Source organism: Candidatus Nanopelagicales bacterium, from assembly GCA_028687755.1.
Taxonomy (GTDB): domain Bacteria; phylum Actinomycetota; class Actinomycetes; order S36-B12; family S36-B12; genus UBA11398.
The window spans coordinates 134,592-149,707 of the sequence record JAQTZL010000003.1 but is presented as its reverse complement, the minus strand read 5'-3'; the positions used below and the strand labels follow the sequence as shown (position 1 = coordinate 149,707).

At 53.5% G+C, this 15,116-nt stretch carries 19 protein-coding genes and 4 tRNA genes; 6 read left to right on the top strand and 17 right to left on the bottom strand.

All coding sequences use genetic code 11. From position 1 onward, the window contains the following. Positions 1-22: 22 nt before the first annotated feature. The 6 genes from rplA to PHN51_06060 all read right to left on the bottom strand — a co-directional run bounded on the left by rplA (position 23) and on the right by PHN51_06060 (position 3,560). On the bottom strand, positions 23-736 hold the full coding sequence (rplA, locus tag PHN51_06085) for a 50S ribosomal protein L1 (GenBank protein MDD2818347.1): 714 nt from the start codon (positions 734-736) through the stop codon (positions 23-25). Between the two features lie 69 nt (positions 737-805). After that, complete coding sequence (gene rplK / locus PHN51_06080) at positions 806-1,237, bottom strand: 50S ribosomal protein L11 (GenBank protein MDD2818346.1); 432 nt, start codon at positions 1,235-1,237, stop codon at positions 806-808. A 65-nt stretch (positions 1,238-1,302) separates the two neighbouring features. Continuing rightward, positions 1,303-2,094 carry a transcription termination/antitermination protein NusG gene (nusG, locus tag PHN51_06075; GenBank protein ID MDD2818345.1) on the bottom strand — a complete coding sequence of 264 codons (792 nt, stop codon included), beginning with the start codon at positions 2,092-2,094 and terminating at the stop codon, positions 1,303-1,305. Between the two features lie 44 nt (positions 2,095-2,138). Continuing rightward, positions 2,139-2,387: a preprotein translocase subunit SecE gene (gene secE / locus PHN51_06070; GenBank protein MDD2818344.1), complete on the bottom strand. Its 249-nt coding sequence runs from the start codon at positions 2,385-2,387 to the stop codon at positions 2,139-2,141. A 44-nt stretch (positions 2,388-2,431) separates the two neighbouring features. Next, positions 2,432-2,504: transfer RNA gene (locus PHN51_06065), tRNA-Trp, on the bottom strand. Between the two features lie 120 nt (positions 2,505-2,624). Then, entirely contained in the window at positions 2,625-3,560 is a 936-nt protein-coding gene (locus PHN51_06060; GenBank protein ID MDD2818343.1) for a cation transporter, read from the bottom strand. 69 nt (positions 3,561-3,629) lie between these two features. Here PHN51_06060 and PHN51_06055 point away from each other — a divergent pair, with 69 nt between their 5' ends. After that, positions 3,630-4,832: a pyridoxal phosphate-dependent aminotransferase gene (locus PHN51_06055; GenBank protein ID MDD2818342.1), complete on the top strand. Its 1,203-nt coding sequence runs from the start codon at positions 3,630-3,632 to the stop codon at positions 4,830-4,832. Here the strand turns inward: PHN51_06055 and PHN51_06050 are convergent. The 6 genes from PHN51_06050 to PHN51_06025 all read right to left on the bottom strand — a co-directional run bounded on the left by PHN51_06050 (position 4,829) and on the right by PHN51_06025 (position 7,173). Further along, the gene (locus tag PHN51_06050) at positions 4,829-5,842 is read right to left on the bottom strand and encodes a UDP-N-acetylmuramate dehydrogenase (GenBank protein ID MDD2818341.1); all 1,014 of its coding nucleotides are present in this window, start codon (positions 5,840-5,842) and stop codon (positions 4,829-4,831) included. The genes PHN51_06055 and PHN51_06050 overlap by 4 nt on opposite strands. A 19-nt stretch (positions 5,843-5,861) precedes the next feature. After that, positions 5,862-6,290 carry a MaoC family dehydratase gene (locus PHN51_06045; GenBank protein MDD2818340.1) on the bottom strand — a complete coding sequence of 143 codons (429 nt, stop codon included), beginning with the start codon at positions 6,288-6,290 and terminating at the stop codon, positions 5,862-5,864. Continuing rightward, positions 6,287-6,736, bottom strand: coding sequence for a MaoC family dehydratase N-terminal domain-containing protein (locus tag PHN51_06040; protein ID MDD2818339.1), 450 nt, complete (start codon positions 6,734-6,736; stop codon positions 6,287-6,289). Before PHN51_06040 ends, PHN51_06045 begins: the two co-directional genes overlap by 4 nt. Before the next feature lie 12 nt (positions 6,737-6,748). Beyond that, the gene (gene rpmG / locus PHN51_06035) at positions 6,749-6,916 is read right to left on the bottom strand and encodes a 50S ribosomal protein L33 (GenBank protein MDD2818338.1); all 168 of its coding nucleotides are present in this window, start codon (positions 6,914-6,916) and stop codon (positions 6,749-6,751) included. 73 nt (positions 6,917-6,989) lie between these two features. Beyond that, a tRNA-Met gene (locus PHN51_06030) sits at positions 6,990-7,062 on the bottom strand. 38 nt (positions 7,063-7,100) lie between these two features. After that, a tRNA-Thr gene (locus PHN51_06025) sits at positions 7,101-7,173 on the bottom strand. 103 nt (positions 7,174-7,276) lie between these two features. Between PHN51_06025 and PHN51_06020 the strand changes: the two genes are divergently transcribed. Continuing rightward, positions 7,277-8,209, top strand: coding sequence for an oxidoreductase (locus PHN51_06020; GenBank protein MDD2818337.1), 933 nt, complete (start codon positions 7,277-7,279; stop codon positions 8,207-8,209). A gap of 10 nt (positions 8,210-8,219) precedes the next feature. Next, on the top strand, positions 8,220-8,930 hold the full coding sequence (locus tag PHN51_06015; GenBank protein ID MDD2818336.1) for a Type 1 glutamine amidotransferase-like domain-containing protein: 711 nt from the start codon (positions 8,220-8,222) through the stop codon (positions 8,928-8,930). On the opposite strand, the gene PHN51_06010 is transcribed toward PHN51_06015, so the two are convergent. Both PHN51_06010 and PHN51_06005 read right to left on the bottom strand, forming a co-directional pair. Next, entirely contained in the window at positions 8,927-10,198 is a 1,272-nt protein-coding gene (locus PHN51_06010; protein MDD2818335.1) for an MFS transporter, read from the bottom strand. The two genes, PHN51_06015 and PHN51_06010, sit on opposite strands and share 4 nt — an antisense overlap. 71 nt (positions 10,199-10,269) lie before the next feature. Next, positions 10,270-10,352 (bottom strand) — tRNA-Tyr (locus PHN51_06005). 115 nt (positions 10,353-10,467) lie between these two features. Between PHN51_06005 and PHN51_06000 the strand changes: the two genes are divergently transcribed. Then, the gene (locus tag PHN51_06000) at positions 10,468-10,959 is read left to right on the top strand and encodes a YajQ family cyclic di-GMP-binding protein (protein MDD2818334.1); all 492 of its coding nucleotides are present in this window, start codon (positions 10,468-10,470) and stop codon (positions 10,957-10,959) included. A gap of 6 nt (positions 10,960-10,965) precedes the next feature. On the opposite strand, the gene PHN51_05995 is transcribed toward PHN51_06000, so the two are convergent. From PHN51_05995 to PHN51_05985, 3 genes are read right to left on the bottom strand one after another with little or no spacing between them, the layout of a single operon-like run. Then, complete coding sequence (locus tag PHN51_05995) at positions 10,966-11,280, bottom strand: 4Fe-4S binding protein (protein MDD2818333.1); 315 nt, start codon at positions 11,278-11,280, stop codon at positions 10,966-10,968. Then, positions 11,280-11,627 (bottom strand): NADH-quinone oxidoreductase subunit C, encoded by a 348-nt coding sequence (locus tag PHN51_05990; GenBank protein ID MDD2818332.1) that lies wholly within the window; start codon positions 11,625-11,627, stop codon positions 11,280-11,282. The genes PHN51_05995 and PHN51_05990 overlap by 1 nt, the downstream gene beginning before the upstream one ends. Continuing rightward, complete coding sequence (locus PHN51_05985) at positions 11,624-12,037, bottom strand: hypothetical protein (protein MDD2818331.1); 414 nt, start codon at positions 12,035-12,037, stop codon at positions 11,624-11,626. The genes PHN51_05990 and PHN51_05985 overlap by 4 nt, the downstream gene beginning before the upstream one ends. Before the next feature lie 148 nt (positions 12,038-12,185). Here PHN51_05985 and PHN51_05980 point away from each other — a divergent pair, with 148 nt between their 5' ends. Then, positions 12,186-14,063: a 2-oxoacid:acceptor oxidoreductase subunit alpha gene (locus tag PHN51_05980; GenBank protein ID MDD2818330.1), complete on the top strand. Its 1,878-nt coding sequence runs from the start codon at positions 12,186-12,188 to the stop codon at positions 14,061-14,063. Beyond that, positions 14,060-15,109, top strand: coding sequence for a 2-oxoacid:ferredoxin oxidoreductase subunit beta (locus PHN51_05975; protein ID MDD2818329.1), 1,050 nt, complete (start codon positions 14,060-14,062; stop codon positions 15,107-15,109). Before PHN51_05980 ends, PHN51_05975 begins: the two co-directional genes overlap by 4 nt. Positions 15,110-15,116 lie beyond the last annotated feature (7 nt).

Genomic DNA, 15,116 nt, shown 5'->3' with positions numbered 1-15,116 from the left:
CGTTCGTTTGGAGAGTTAAGGCTTAGGCCTCATCCTCAACAAGCAGGTTCTTTACACGGTTTGAATCAACCTGAATGCCAGGTCCCATCGTTGAAGAAAGCACTGCCTTCTTGATGTAGCGACCCTTGGAAGCTGAAGGCTTCAAACGCATCACTTCGTCAAGCGCGGCTGCGTAGTTTTCAACGAGCTGAACTTCAGTGAACGAAGCCTTGCCAATTGGGAACTGCAGGTTTGAATGCTTATCAACACGGAATTCAATCTTTCCGCCCTTGATGTCATCCACGGCCTTTGCAACATCCATCGTGACGGTGCCGGTCTTTGGGTTTGGCATGAGGCCACGGGGACCAAGCACCTTGCCCAATGTGCCGACCTTGCCCATGAGATCAGGTGTACAGACGGCTGCATCGAAGTCGGTCCAACCACCGCGAACCTTTTCGATGAGGTCATCTGAACCTACGAAGTCTGCGCCTGCAGCGCGGGCTTCTTCTGCCTTGTCGGCGTTAGCAAAAACCAGGACCCGGACGGTCTTGCCAGTGCCGTGAGGCAGATTGACGGTGCCACGCACCATCTGGTCAGCCTTACGTGGATCCACACCGAGGCGCATTGACACCTCAACTGTTGGATCGAACTTTGACTTCGTGGTCTCTTTCACCAGGCGAACTGCTGCCAATGGTGCGTAGAGCTCATCTGCATTGATCTTCTCTGCCGCTTCGCGGTAGGCCTTGCTGCGCTTCATGTCTGCTCCTTCGCAGGTAGTGGTGTGCGAGCCGCGCTGGCTCTCCCACATGGTGGAAAAACGATTGAGTTATGCGGAAACCGTGATACCCATTTGACGGGCGGTGCCTTCGATGATCTTCATCGCTGCATCAATGTCATTGGCATTGAGGTCAGGCATTTTGGTTTCTGCAATCTGACGGACCTGATCTTTAGTGATCGAGCCTGCCTTGGTTTGGTGCGGAACACCCGATCCCTTTTCAATGCCTGCGGCCTTGAGAATGAGTCGGGACGCAGGAGGGGTCTTGAGTACGAAATCGAACGTACGATCTTCGTACACCGTGATCTCAACAGGGATCACGTTGCCCTTCTGGCTTTCTGTTGCGGCGTTGTAAGCCTTGCAGAATTCCATGATGTTGACGCCGTGCTGGCCAAGGGCTGGGCCCACTGGCGGCGCGGGGTTTGCTGCGCCTGCCTGAATTTGAAGCTTGATCAGGCCGGCAACCTTCTTCTTCGGTGCCATGGTGTTTCGGGTCCTTACGTGTTGGTGTTACCTAAAAGCGGCGCTTCTAGGAATCTATGTGGTCGTTAGTTCTTCACGACCTGGTTGAACGCGAGCTCAACTGGGGTTTCGCGACCGAAGATCTCGACCAGGCCAGTGACCTTTTGAGCTTCGATGTTGATCTCGGAGATCGTTGCATGCAACGTGGCAAATGGTCCATCGACCACAGTGACTGAATCGCCCACAGAGAAATCGATTTCCATTTGTGGAGCGGACGATGCTGCTGCACCGCCTGCATTGCTGCCACCTGCTGCGGCTCCTGCCTTCTTCTCAGGAACTGGAGCAAGAATCGCGGTGACTTCGTCAACTGACAGCGGTGATGGCTGATGGCCATGCCCTACGAAGCCGGTGACACCTGGTGTGTGGCGAACCACGCCCCACGACTCATCAGTGAGATCGCAACGCACGAGTACGTAACCTGGGAACTTGTTGCGCTTGACTAGCTTGCGAACGCCGCCCTTGATTTCGGTAACTTCTTCAATCGGCACTTCAACCTGGAAGATGTAATCCTCCATGTTGAGCGACTGAGTACGAGTTTCAAGATTTTGCTTTACCTTGTTTTCGTAACCTGCGTACGAGTGAATGACGTACCAGTCACCAGGAGCGCGACGCATTTGCTCGCGAAACGCTTCAACTGGATCAAGCTCTTCTTCTTCAGCGCCGGTCTCGTCGATCGTTTCAATTGCGGTTTCTTGCGCAACTTCAACGGCAGCGTCAAGCACAACTTCTGACTCAACATCGAGCGCAGGCTCGAGTGAATCAACAATCGTCTCTTCGATTGCGTCGACAACCAGATCGTTCAGGTCCTGCTCGGACACGGCGGGTTTCTCCTCGTTCGGGGAAGGGCTAGTGGGTAGGCACATCATCCGAAGATGAAGAGCACACCCTTGGTAAAGATGTAATCAAGTCCAGCGATGATGCCGGCCATGATCAGCACGAACACCAGTACGACAGTGGTGTAGGCAATGAGTTCCTTGCGCGTTGGCCAAATGACCTTGCGCAATTCAGCAATGACTTGGCGTACGAACAAAGCTGAACGCGTGAAGAAATTCTTCTTCGCACGTTCTGCTGGCGTCGAAGCTTTTGGCTTCGTGCCTTCCGTATCCGTCATTCCCTTGCCTTTACTTCAGTCGTTCCGAGGTCGTACTTCGTGCGCAGGGCAGGAGGGACTCGAACCCCCAACCGACGGTTTTGGAGACCGTTACTCTACCAATTGAGCTACTACCCTAAGTCGATCCTTTAGCTCGCCTTGGGCAGGCTACCGCCAACGGTTCAACCGGAGCGCACAGTCTAGGCCGAGGCTTTCCCAAGGTCCAATCCGGCCGATTTGCGCACAAATCCCAGTGCGCTACTCATCCCAATTCGGGTCGGTATGGAGTTCAACATTGAGCCAATAATTCAGGCCCGGCTCGGCCAATTTTGTTCCTAGCGCCTTGCGGATCTGGTCGACGTCGCTGATAGACCACTGTCCTTCAGGCACCAAGTAATCCACTTCGACGTAAACCTTGCGCCCCAACTTCCCAATCAGCATCGAAACCGGGTCAGGGAGTCCGAATTGGGCGGTGAGCTCGGTGACTGCCTGCTCTATAGGTTCACGGGTATCTACATCTGGTGCACCCTCGAGAAGTTCGCGCATGGTGGTGCGAATCATCGCGATAGGGGTGGGAGCGACCACTACTGCCGCAATGAGCACCAGCGCAGGGTCGACGTAGCCTGAAAGCCAGGCCCACGGAGTGTCCTTGAGCAGGATTGCCGTGATGAACCCCACCAACATGGCTACACCCAGGTACACCGCTGCCAACCATTGCGCTGCTTCAGCTGCAACGAGCTCTGAATCAGTACTCATGCGACGCAGCACCACATAGATCACCAGTGAGCCGATGAAGGCCAAAATTGCGTACACCAAGGCTGCACCCAGTTCGGTGTCACCACCGCCATTTAAAATAATTTGGATGGCATCAATCACGGCATAACTAAACGCGCCAGTGAGCACAAGCCCTTGAATACCAAGCACCAGCGGGCCCAAGGCCTCGCGGCCAAAGGGGTAGCGAGATGAAGGACCCTTCTTGACGAGGTGTGACACCTGCAGCGTCAGTGCTGAGAGCACGGTGCCAATCACTCCGTAAAGCCCGTCGAACAAAATGATCTGTGAGGAAACGATCAATCCCCAAGCAATACCGACTACAGAGACCACCGCAGCGGCCGACAACGAAATGACAAGTGAGCGCTGCTCTGCGGCCAACACTGCTTGGTGATGATCCACTGATTGCAGCTGATTGCTCATGTCGCCATTCAATCAGCATGAATGAGGCTGATGATTGCGCTAATGCCTTGCGCTGGAAGAATGTTCTCCATGACTGCACGCGTATCTGATCGCATTGCCGCTATTGCCGAATCTGCCACCTTGGCCGTTGATGCCAAGGCAAAGGCCCTAAAAGCAGCCGGACGTCCCGTCATCGGTTTTGGAGCTGGCGAGCCAGACTTCCCAACCCCTGATTACATCGTCGCCGCTGCCATCAAGGCCTGTTCAGATCCAAAGTGGCACCGCTACACACCAGCTGGTGGTTTACCAGAACTCAAAGAAGCCGTCGCTTTGAAAACCAAGCGCGACTCGGGCTACGAGGTTGCCGCAAGTCAGGTGCTCATTACCAATGGTGGCAAGCAAGCGTTGTACAACGCCTTTGCTGCGCTCCTTGACCCAGGCGACGAAGTCATCTTGCCTGCGCCGTACTGGACCACGTACCCAGAATCCATTCGCCTTGCAGGTGGTGTTCCGGTTGAAGTGATGACTGACGAAACCAGTGGCTACCGCGCAACAATTGCGCAACTTGATGCTGCGCGCACACCGCGCACCAAGGCACTCGTGTTTGTTTCACCTTCGAACCCAACCGGCGCGGTCTACTCCCCTGCTGAAGTTAAAGCAATTGGTGAATGGGCAGTCGCCAATGGCATCTGGGTGGTCACTGACGAGATCTACGAACACCTGGTCTACGGCGATGCTCAGTTCGCATCAATGCCTACGCTCGTTCCAGAACTCGCAAACACTTGCATCGTTGTCAATGGTGTTGCAAAGACGTACGCCATGACCGGTTGGCGTGTGGGCTGGTTGATCGGACCGGCAGACATCGTCAAGGGCGCGACAAACTTGCAATCACACGCAACCTCAAACGTTGCCAACGTGTCACAGGTTGCTGCGCTTGCAGCAGTAACCGGCAACCTTGATGCAGTTGATGAAATGAAGGTGGCCTTCGATCGTCGCCGCAAACTCATCACTGGAATGCTCGATGCGATTCCTGGCGTGAACTGCCCACTTCCTGAAGGTGCGTTTTACGTGTACCCATCAGTGAAGGATCTGATCGGAAAGAGTCTGCGCGGGCAGAAGATTGAATCGTCAGCTCAACTTTCGGGTCTCATTCTTGACGAAGTTGAAGTAGCTGTTGTTCCAGGTGAAGCCTTTGGCACGCCTGGCTACTTGCGTTTGTCATACGCAACAAGTGATAACGACATCACTGAAGGCGTGACTCGAATTGCAACACTTCTTGGTGAAGTGGACTAAAGCTCAATACCTACGCAACGCACTTCGGGATGTAATTCAATTCCGAAGTGCGTTTGCACTTTGCGGCGAACTTCGCGCGCTAGTTCAACAATGTCTTGAGCTGTTGCGCCACCTCTATTTGTCAACGCCAATGTGTGCTTCGTTGAAATACTCGCACGATCGCTCAACGCAAAGCCTCTGCTAATACCTGCGTTTTCGATGAGCCAAGCCGCGCTGAGTTTTACTCCACCACTATCTCGATACCGAGGGCATTCCTGTGGCAACGCATCTGCAACAGATTGCTCAACAATCGGATTTGTGAAGAACGAACCTGCACTCCACGTGTCATGGTCTTCGCGAATCAGCACCATGCCTTTACTGAAGCGCAGTTCCAAAACCGCTTCGCGAATTTCACTTGGTAACGCCGTTTCTCCAACCTCAAGACCCAGCACATCAGCCAACTGTGTGTACGCAATGCGACTCATGCCCGTGCGCCCAAGTGCAAATGTCACGGCTAACACGACAAATCGTTCCGGCTCCACTTTAAAGATGCTGCTGCGATAGGTGAATGCGCATTCTTGTGGCGAAAGGTCGCGAACTTCATTGAGTTGTCGGTCCCAGACTCGAACAGTGGCAATCAGATTCGACACTTCTGTTCCATATGCCCCAACATTTTGAATTGGTGTGGCTCCAACAGTTCCGGGAATTCCTGACAACGCTTCAAGCCCGTTGATTCCTGACGATAAACAAGTTGCTACGAATTGATCCCATGGTTCACCGCAGGCAGCTGTTACGAATACAAGGTCACCAATTTCTTGAACCTGCACACCACGCACATCTGTATGCACAACAAGTCCCGCAAAGCCTTCATCAGCAATAAGCAGGTTTGAGCCCCCACCAATGAGTAACACTGGCACTTCTTGTGCATCAGCCTGCCCAACAGCAGAAATGAGTTCGGGTTCAGATGCCGCACTGATGAAATTCACGGCTTCGCCACCGACATGCAAGGTGGTGTAGTCAGCAAGGCGCACAGGAGCAGCCTAGAGAGTGTCAGGTGAGTTGAACGATTGCTTGGGCACGACCGAGCACGGTTTGCCCTTCAAATTTTGCGGTGATGGCTACTTTTACTTGATTTCCTTCAAGCAGCTCGGTCACTTTTGCGGTCACTTCAACAACAACACCTGCATCATCGTTAGGTACGACAACAGGGCGGGTGAAGCGCACGCCATAGTCAATGACGGCACCAGGATCGCCAACCCAATCGGTGACCACACGAACGGCAGTGGCCATGGTGAGCATGCCGTGCGCAATCACATTGGGTAAGCCGACTTCAGTGGCGATGCGTTCATTCCAGTGAATGGTGTTGAAGTCGCCCGATGCACCTGCGTACTTCACCAAGGTGAGGCGATCAATGGGATAAGTCGCAGCTGGGAGTTCGGTTCCCACTTCAACATCAGCAAACTTCACTTGCGCGCTCATTCGTCTGCACCTCGCGAAACGAGCATGGACGAAGCAGTAGCTACAGGTTCACCGTCAACGGTAGTGATGATGCCCTTGGTAGTGATCATGTCGTTGCCGGCCATTGATCGAATGTTCTCGATCACAGTCGTCACGATCAACTCATCCCCCGCACAAATTGGGCGGGTGTAAGTAAAGGTTTGCTCACCGTGCACCACACGGGAGTAATCCAGACCTAATTCAGGATCAAAGAGTGCAGCATTTGCGGCTTCGAGAGAGACGACGATCGCAAATGTAGGTGGCGCAATCACATCCGAATAGCCAAGGGCCTTGGCGGCCTGCGGATCGTGATACGCCGGGTTGGTATCACCAATGGCGCGCGCAAATTCCCGGATCTTTTCCCGGCCAACTACGTAAGAAGGCCCTGCTGGGTAAGTCCGTCCGATGAATTGCGGATTGAGCGCCATAAGGCAAACCGACTAGCGGGTTTCCTTGTGCACGGTGTGCTTGTTGCAGTTCATGCAGTGCTTCTTCATTTCCAAGCGATCCGGGTCGTTACGACGGTTCTTCTTGGTGATGTAGTTGCGGTGCTTGCAGTCCTCGCACGCCAAGGTGATCTTGGGGCGAACGTCACTTGCCTTGGCCATTGTCTGTCTCTCTCTAACAGTCGTGCATAGTCGAACCTGAATCGTACTTCTTCGTGTGCATCGTGCTCACCAGTAGCGAGGACCGGATTTGAACCGGCGACACAGCGATTATGAGCCGCTTGCTCTACCAACTGAGCTACCCCGCTCTAGGCGGCAATGGCAAAATCACCACTGCTGCCTTACGAGCCCCCATACGGAATCGAACCGTAGACCTTCTCCTTACCATGGAGACGCTCTGCCGACTGAGCTATGGGGGCGCTAAAGCCCGGTAAGACTACACGGAACCTTCGGTGAGCAGAAATCGCATCCACATTCGGGCAAAGTTGGCCCAATTCCCCTCAAAGGCACCACACTGGACCCATGAATTGGACCTCTGCGGACCTGCCCCAACTTCAGGGTCGACGGGTCATCGTGACTGGCTCAAATGCAGGTTTAGGGTTCCAAACCGCTCAGGCTCTGGCCATCGCCGGTGCCGATGTCACGTTGGCAGTCCGCGACCTCGCCAAGGGATCCGCTGCTGCGGCCTCAATCACCTCTACCGGTGGTCGATTTGTGAGCGTGAGTCACCTGGATGTGGCTGATCAGAGCAGTGTTCATGCTTTCGCGGATCGCTGGAGTCAAGATCACCCCGAGGGGTTGGACTTACTCATCAATAACGCCGGGATCATGGCGATCCCTCGACGCCTAAGTGTTGATGGATTTGAATTACAGCTCGCGACCAACCATCTGGGCCATTTCACACTCACTGCACTATTGATGCCAGCGCTCATTGCCAAGCCTCAATCACGCATCGTCAACGTTGCCTCCAATGCACACAAGATGGTCAAGGCAATGAACTTCGAGGACCTCATGGGTGAGAAGAAATATGGCGCTTGGAATCAGTACGGGCAATCAAAACTTGCAAATTTGCTGTTCACGAGTGAATTACAACGACGCCTTGACCTCATCGGAAGTTCAACCAAAGCAATGGTTGCCCATCCCGGATATTCGGCAACCAATCTGACATCTGGAAGTGCTCGCCTACGTCAGAAGGCACTCCAGGCAAAGGTTTCCGATGCTGTGAGCAATCTCTTTGGTCAAGACGCGCAACAAGGTGCGCTTCCGATTCTTTTTGCAGCGACCGCCCCGAACCTTGCAGGCAATAGCTACGTGGGCCCTGATGGCTGGAAAGAGTGGAAGGGCAAGCCGACACTCGTTGAACGCACTTCTGCAGCAAGTGACTCAAATGCAGCGCGTGAACTTTGGGATGTCAGCGAAGTGCTCACTGGTGTGCGTTTCCCCTTAGACGCATAGAGTTACAAACATGACACCGGGACGCATTGCACTTGTCGGAAGTGGCGAATATCTGCCTGTCATGCACGACATTGAAGCCTGGCTCCTTCAAGGTCGCCCAGCAAAATACGTTCAGATTGCAACTGCGGCTGCGCCCGAAGGCGATACCTCGCTTGCGCATTGGCACGACCTTGGCGCACAAGCTGCTGCGCGGCTTGGTGTCGAACAAGTTGTCCTTGATGTGCACGATCGCAACGATGCTAATGATCAACGCTGGGTTGATCTCATCGCTGGCGCTGGCCTCATCTATCTATCTGGTGGCAATCCTTCCTTCTTGTCCGAGACTTTGCGCAATTCACTCGTGTGGAACGCCATCGTGACTGAGTGGCGCAACGGCGCATCCCTTGCCGGATGTAGTGCGGGTGCAATGTCGATGTGCGGGTACGTACCAGATTTTCGCCATCCACGAAGTGGCGGTGTCGAAGGCTTAGGTCTGCTGCCTGACACCCGAGTGCTTCCGCATTTTGATCGCTTATCCCACTGGATGCCGGACTTCACCTTGAAGCCCTTAGTCGCCAAGAATGCACACACACTTGGCATCGATGAAGACACAGCTCTGCTTGGTGAAAGCAACGGAACAGATGTTTGGGATTTCACTCCGCGCGGTCGCCTCGATGCCTGGGCCATCGAATCCAGCGGCAAGCACCGCATTGAATCAACTGTCGCAATTCGCGTGCTTTAACTTCCATCAAGTTCTTCGCGCACTTCACGTTCACGCCGCGCGTGCACATTTGTATCAACGTTGTAATTCCACAGTGCAGGTGTGAGTATCGCGGCCAGACCGACGCCGACTACACACAACAGTCCGCCACTGGCGAATGAGAAACGCAGCGATGTCAACGATGCAACTGTGGAACTTCGTACCTGCCCTAGAAGTGGCCCAACGGAATAACTCAGCATTTCTATGCCTGCCATTCGCCCGCGCACACCATCGGGAATTGTTTGATTCCAGACCAATCCTCGAAAGATCCCACTCACGATGTCTGCTGCACCGGCAAGCATGAGAAAGAGCAACACCCACCAAATATTCGGTGCGATACCAACGAGTGCAATACATAGGCCCCACAACGCTGCAGCAATAACCACAAAGCGACCATGCCTTTTCATGCGTGAAGTCCAACCACTGGTGAGCGTCACAAAAAGAGCACCAACCGCCGTAGCCGCATACAGCATTCCAAGTGCCCACGGTGCGTCAAATTCTTGCGCAAGAAATGGATATAGGGCGATAGGGAAGGCGAAAATCATTGCAATGAGATCAACGATGTAGGTGCCCAATAAGTCCTTACGACTCAACGCATATTTCATTCCTTCAAAAATGTGAGCAACCCCTGCGCGTTCCGTTACTTCCTTAATTGGTTCCAGACTGCGCAGCTTGAACAAGAAGAAAGCTGAAACCACATACGAGACCAAGTCAATTGCATAAGCAAGACCAACACCACCAAAAGCAATAATCAAACCGCCAATGGCCGGGCCAACAATGGATCCAACGTTGTAACGCACCATCCGCAATGCCCCCGCGGCTGCGAGCTCATCATGTTTCACCACTCTTGGCATGATCGCATTAAGAGAGGGACTTTGAAGGCCGCTTTCTGCCGCCAAGAAGAAGGCGATGACGTAGATCAACCAAAGCTGAGGTTGCGGGATCATTGCGTTGAGACACAGCACCGCCAGCAAGATGATCGCTGCAGCTTCGGTCCACAACACTATTTTTCGGCGATCCAAAGTGTCAGCAAGTGCACCGCCGTATAAACCAAACAAGATCAAGGGCACGAGTTCAACCAGCCCAACTGCACCTACAGCAACAAAGGAGTTGGTGAGGTGCGCGACCTGGAATGGGATCGCCACATACGTGATCATCGAACCCAGATACGTGATCATCCCGCTGGCGAACAGGTTGCGGAAGTCATTGGAAGTGCGCAGCGGAGTGATATCGATACTCCACTTGGCCATGGCTGGAGTCTGCCAATAAGTGGTCAGAAAATAATTAAGGCCCCGATCTTTACGGATCGGGGCCTTTCGCGTGGCAGCTGAAGGATTCGAACCTTCGAAGGCGTAAACCGGCGGATTTACAGTCCGCTCCCATTGGCCGCTCGGGCAAGCTGCCTTGCTCCACTGCCCTCTCGGGCAGCGCAGGAAACAATACACGCGCCCACTTGGGCCCGGCACCGCGCGTAAGCAAGTGACCTTTTGGGCACAATGGTCACCGTTAAGGAGGATTCATGGCTGATAGCAGTTTCGACATAGTGTCCAAGGTGGATCGGCAAGAAGCCGATAACGCCCTGAACCAAACCGCCAAGGAATTGGCGCAACGCTTCGATTTCAAAAACACCGACACCACGATCGAGTGGAAGGGTGAACTCGGTGTAGAAATCACCTCAGGCACCGAGGAGCGCGCAAAGGCGGCCCTAGATGTGTTCAAGGAAAAAATCATCAAGCGCGGCATGAGCCTCAAAAGCTTCGAAGCGCAAGACCCACGTGCGTCAGGTAAGGAATACAAGATCACTGGCGAATTCAAGGCTGGTATCAGCTCAGAGCAAGCAAAAAAGCTTGGCAAGTTGATTCGCGACGAAGGCCCTAAGAGTGTGAAGTCTCAGGTCATTGGTGAAGAACTGCGCATTTCAAGCAAGAGCCGTGATGATCTTCAGGAAGTGCAAGAACTCGTGCGCAATGCTGATCTTGATTTCGCAACACAGTTCGTGAACTACCGCTAACGATCGTTATTCGTGCGCACGGCGCACAAGGTCAGCACTAAGACTGACTAAGCCTTCGCGCTGGTGCGCTGCAAGACCACCTTGGTCACTCCATTGCAGCGCATCAGTGGGACACACATCAATGCAAAGACCGCAATACATGCACAGCGCGAAGTCAATACTGAATTCATCAAGCACATGAACGGTCTTCGGGCGTCGACCTTCTGATATTTGTTCTGAATGGCGTTCAATTTCCATGCATTGACTTGGGCATTCACGCACACAAATAAGGCAAGCCGTGCAATCACTTTCAAGTAATCCAATTGAGCGACGCTGCGTCATCACTGCACCGCTTTGCGCATTGGAGACGGTGCTGGAAATTCTCTGAACAGCAGTGGTCTTGTATCCGATAGACCGACGAACGTCACACCAAACATTTCCTGGGCCTCACGTTCGTACCACGTAGCACCTAAATAAATGGTGGATAACGATTCAACACTGCCGTCAACCAATGTTGAGTGGCACGCAGATTCATTCGTGTGCGAATTCACTACTCGAGCAACTATCTCTGACTGCTCTCCGCGATCAATCACTGCGAGAAAATCAAACCAGGTCAATCCCCTGGTGGACAGCTCACGAAACGTGGCAGCCCATTGACCAGACTCAATGCGCACAGGAGATGTCGTCATTGCGAACCCACCAACGAACACACGCCATCAATAATCACATCTGGCCTTGGCGGGCATCCGGCAATGAAGCCGCTGGCCGGGATGAGCTCGGTAATTCCGTTGACCACAGTCTCGGCATCCCAATAGGGCCCACCAGAGCTGGCGCAGGCCCCAACAGCGATCGCCACTTTTGGTTCTGGCACCGCACTCCATTGCTGTTCAACCACTGGGGCCAATAATTTGGTTACTGTGCCTGAGATAAGCACCACATTGATTCGGGCAGGTTCATGGGTTGAGGTCTCAACAACAATGAGGTTTTGTGTCACAGCCGACCCGACTTCTAGGGCACAACAGGCCAATTCACTCACGATCAGGCGAATCCCTGGGTCGTTGGCCACCCGATAGGCGGGCATTCCAGCACCGATCAGCATTTCCGCAGCGTACTGAACGACCCATCGTGCGGGACAGGCGCAAAGCCTTTGCAGCCTTGAGGCGCGGCCACGGGGCACAATAGTTTGCGTTGTGCCAGCAAAACCCCGGTTGTGCACGCCAAGAACTCATGGGGTGAAGGGGTAACTCGTGGCCAAGTCAGTAGTGCAGCTCAACAAGGTGATTATTCGCTTTGCCGGCGACTCAGGCGATGGCATGCAGATGACTGGTGACCGATTCACCTCCGAAACTGCAGGCTTGGGTAACGACTTAGCGACCTTGCCTGACTTCCCTGCCGAGATTCGCGCACCGCAGGGCACTTTGGCTGGCGTCAGCGCCTTTCAGTTGCACTTCGCCGATCACGATGTTCTGACCCCTGGCGATCAACCTGATGTGCTTGTAGCGATGAACCCCGCTGCTCTCAAGGCAAATATCAAGGATCTCCCGCACGGCAAGGAACTCATCGTCAACACAGACGAATTCACCAAGCGTGCCTGGGAAAAGGTTGGCTACACCACTAATCCACTCGAGGATGAAGACTTCCTTGAGATGTATCACGTACATCCCGTTGCGATCACCTCGATGACTGTGGAAGCACTCAAAGACATTGACATGTCAAAGAAAGATGCCGAGCGCGCAAAGAACATGTTCTCGCTCGGATTGCTGTGCTGGTTGTACAACCGACCATTTGAAGCAACCCTTGAATTCTTAAATGAAAAGTTTGGCAAGCGCCCAACAATTCTTCAAGCAAATGTCACAGCATTTAACGCTGGCTGGTCATTTGGCGAAACCACTGAAGACTTCGCGATTCAATACGAAATTAACCCTGCGGAAAAGGCGCCGGGCGTCTACCGCAACATCACGGGTAACCCAGCTCTTGCGTATGGACTCATCGCAGCATCAGTGCAATCCGGACGCCCTCTCTTCTTGGGCACCTACCCCATTACACCTGCATCAGACATCCTGCATGAACTTTCAAAGCACAAGGAATTTGGCGTTGTCACAGTTCAGGCTGAAGATGAAATCGCAGGTATCGGTGCGGCTATTGGCGCTTCCTACGGTGGCTCACTTGGTGTGACAACAACGTCCGGCCCAGGAATCGCATTGAAGTCAGAAGCCATTGGCCTTGCGGTCACTCTTGAACTTCCACTTGTGATCGTTGACGTCCAACGCGGTGGCCCATCAACTGGTTTACCCACCAAGACTGAGCAGTCAGATTTGCTGCAAGCAATGTTTGGTCGCAACGGCGAATCCCCCGTGCCGGTTATCGCACCTCAATCACCATCGGATTGTTTCCATGCAGCACTTGAGGCGTGCCGCATTGCGATCGAATACCGCACTCCAGTGTTTCTGCTTTCTGATGGCTACCTCGCCAATGGTTCTGAACCTTGGCTGGTTCCAGATGCATCAACGTTTAAGAAGATTGATCCAAACTTCGCGACCGAAACCAATCACGTTGATAAGGACGGAAATCCAGAATTCTGGCCATACCTTCGTGATCCTGAAACTCTCGCGCGCCCATGGGCAATTCCTGGTACGAAAGGCCTCGAGCACCGAATCGGCGGCATTGAAAAGGCCAATGGTTCAGGTGCGATTTCCTATGATCCAGATAACCACGACACCATGGTTCGCCTGCGTCAGGCAAAGGTTGATGGCATTGCCAACACCATCGCGCCTTTGGAAGTCGACGACCCATCGGGTGCAGCTCGCGTGTTGATTCTGGGCTGGGGTTCTACCTATGGCCCAATCAGCGCAGCAGTGCGCATTGCCCGCGAAGCTGGACACAATGTTGCCAAGACGCACATTCGTCACATCAATCCATTCCCAAGCAACTTGGGTGAGATTTTGAAGTCATACGACAAGGTGATCGTTCCCGAGATGAACCTCGGTCAGCTTTCAATGTTGCTGCGAGCCAAGTACCTCGTGGACATCATGAGTTACAACCAAGTACGCGGTATGCCATTTAAGTCGGAGGAACTCGCCGACGTCATTGTTGAAGTCATCGAGACCGAAGGGGCCTCAGCATGAGCAAGTTCCCATCACTTTCACTAGTGCCTGCAGCCACCGAGCCTCAGAGCGCGAAAGATTTCAAGAGCGATCAAGAAGTCCGCTGGTGCCCAGGCTGCGGTGACTACGCAATTCTTGCTGCAGTGCAGAGCTTTTTGCCCGATCTTGGTATCGCCCGCGAAAACATTGTGTTCGTTTCAGGAATCGGTTGCTCATCTCGCTTCCCTTACTACCTAAACACCTATGGCATGCACTCCATTCATGGCCGCGCACCTTCAATTGCGACAGGCCTTGCCACTGCACGTGAAGATCTTTCTGTTTGGGTGATCACTGGCGATGGCGATGCACTTTCAATCGGTGGCAACCACTTGATCCATGCGCTTCGCCGCAACGTGAACCTGAAGATCCTGTTGTTCAACAATCGCATTTACGGCCTGACCAAGGGTCAGTACTCGCCAACAAGCGAGCAGGGCAAGATCACGAAGTCAACGCCAGAAGGTTCACTGGACTACTCATTCAATCCGGTTTCCTTGGCACTTGGCGCCGAAGCAACCTTCGTTGCTCGCACCATTGACTCAGACCGAAAGCATCTACAAGGTGTTCTCGCCGCTGCAGCAGCCCATGAAGGCACTGCGCTCGTTGAGATCTATCAGAACTGCAATATCTTCAACGACAATGCTTGGGAACCACTCAAGGATGCGGACACTCGCGAAGATCTCATGATCCGCCTTGAACAAGGTGAACCAATCATGTTCGGTAAAGAAAAAGACAAAGGCGTAATTCGCACACCTGATGGCCACCTTCATGTCGTTGATGTTGCCGAGGTTGGCACTGATGCGCTCATTCGTCACGATGCGCATGCCGCAGACCCAGGTCTTGCCTTTGCTTTGTCGCGATTGTCTGATGTCTACTCATTGCAGAACACCCCGATCGGCATCTTCCGCGATGTGAACCGCCCAAGCTACGACCGCTTGGTGCGCGAGCAGGTTGCATCAGTTAAGGAACGCCGCGGTGCGGGTGACCTTCAGGGGCTTCTCACCGGCCATGACACCTGGACAGTGGGCTAAATAGACT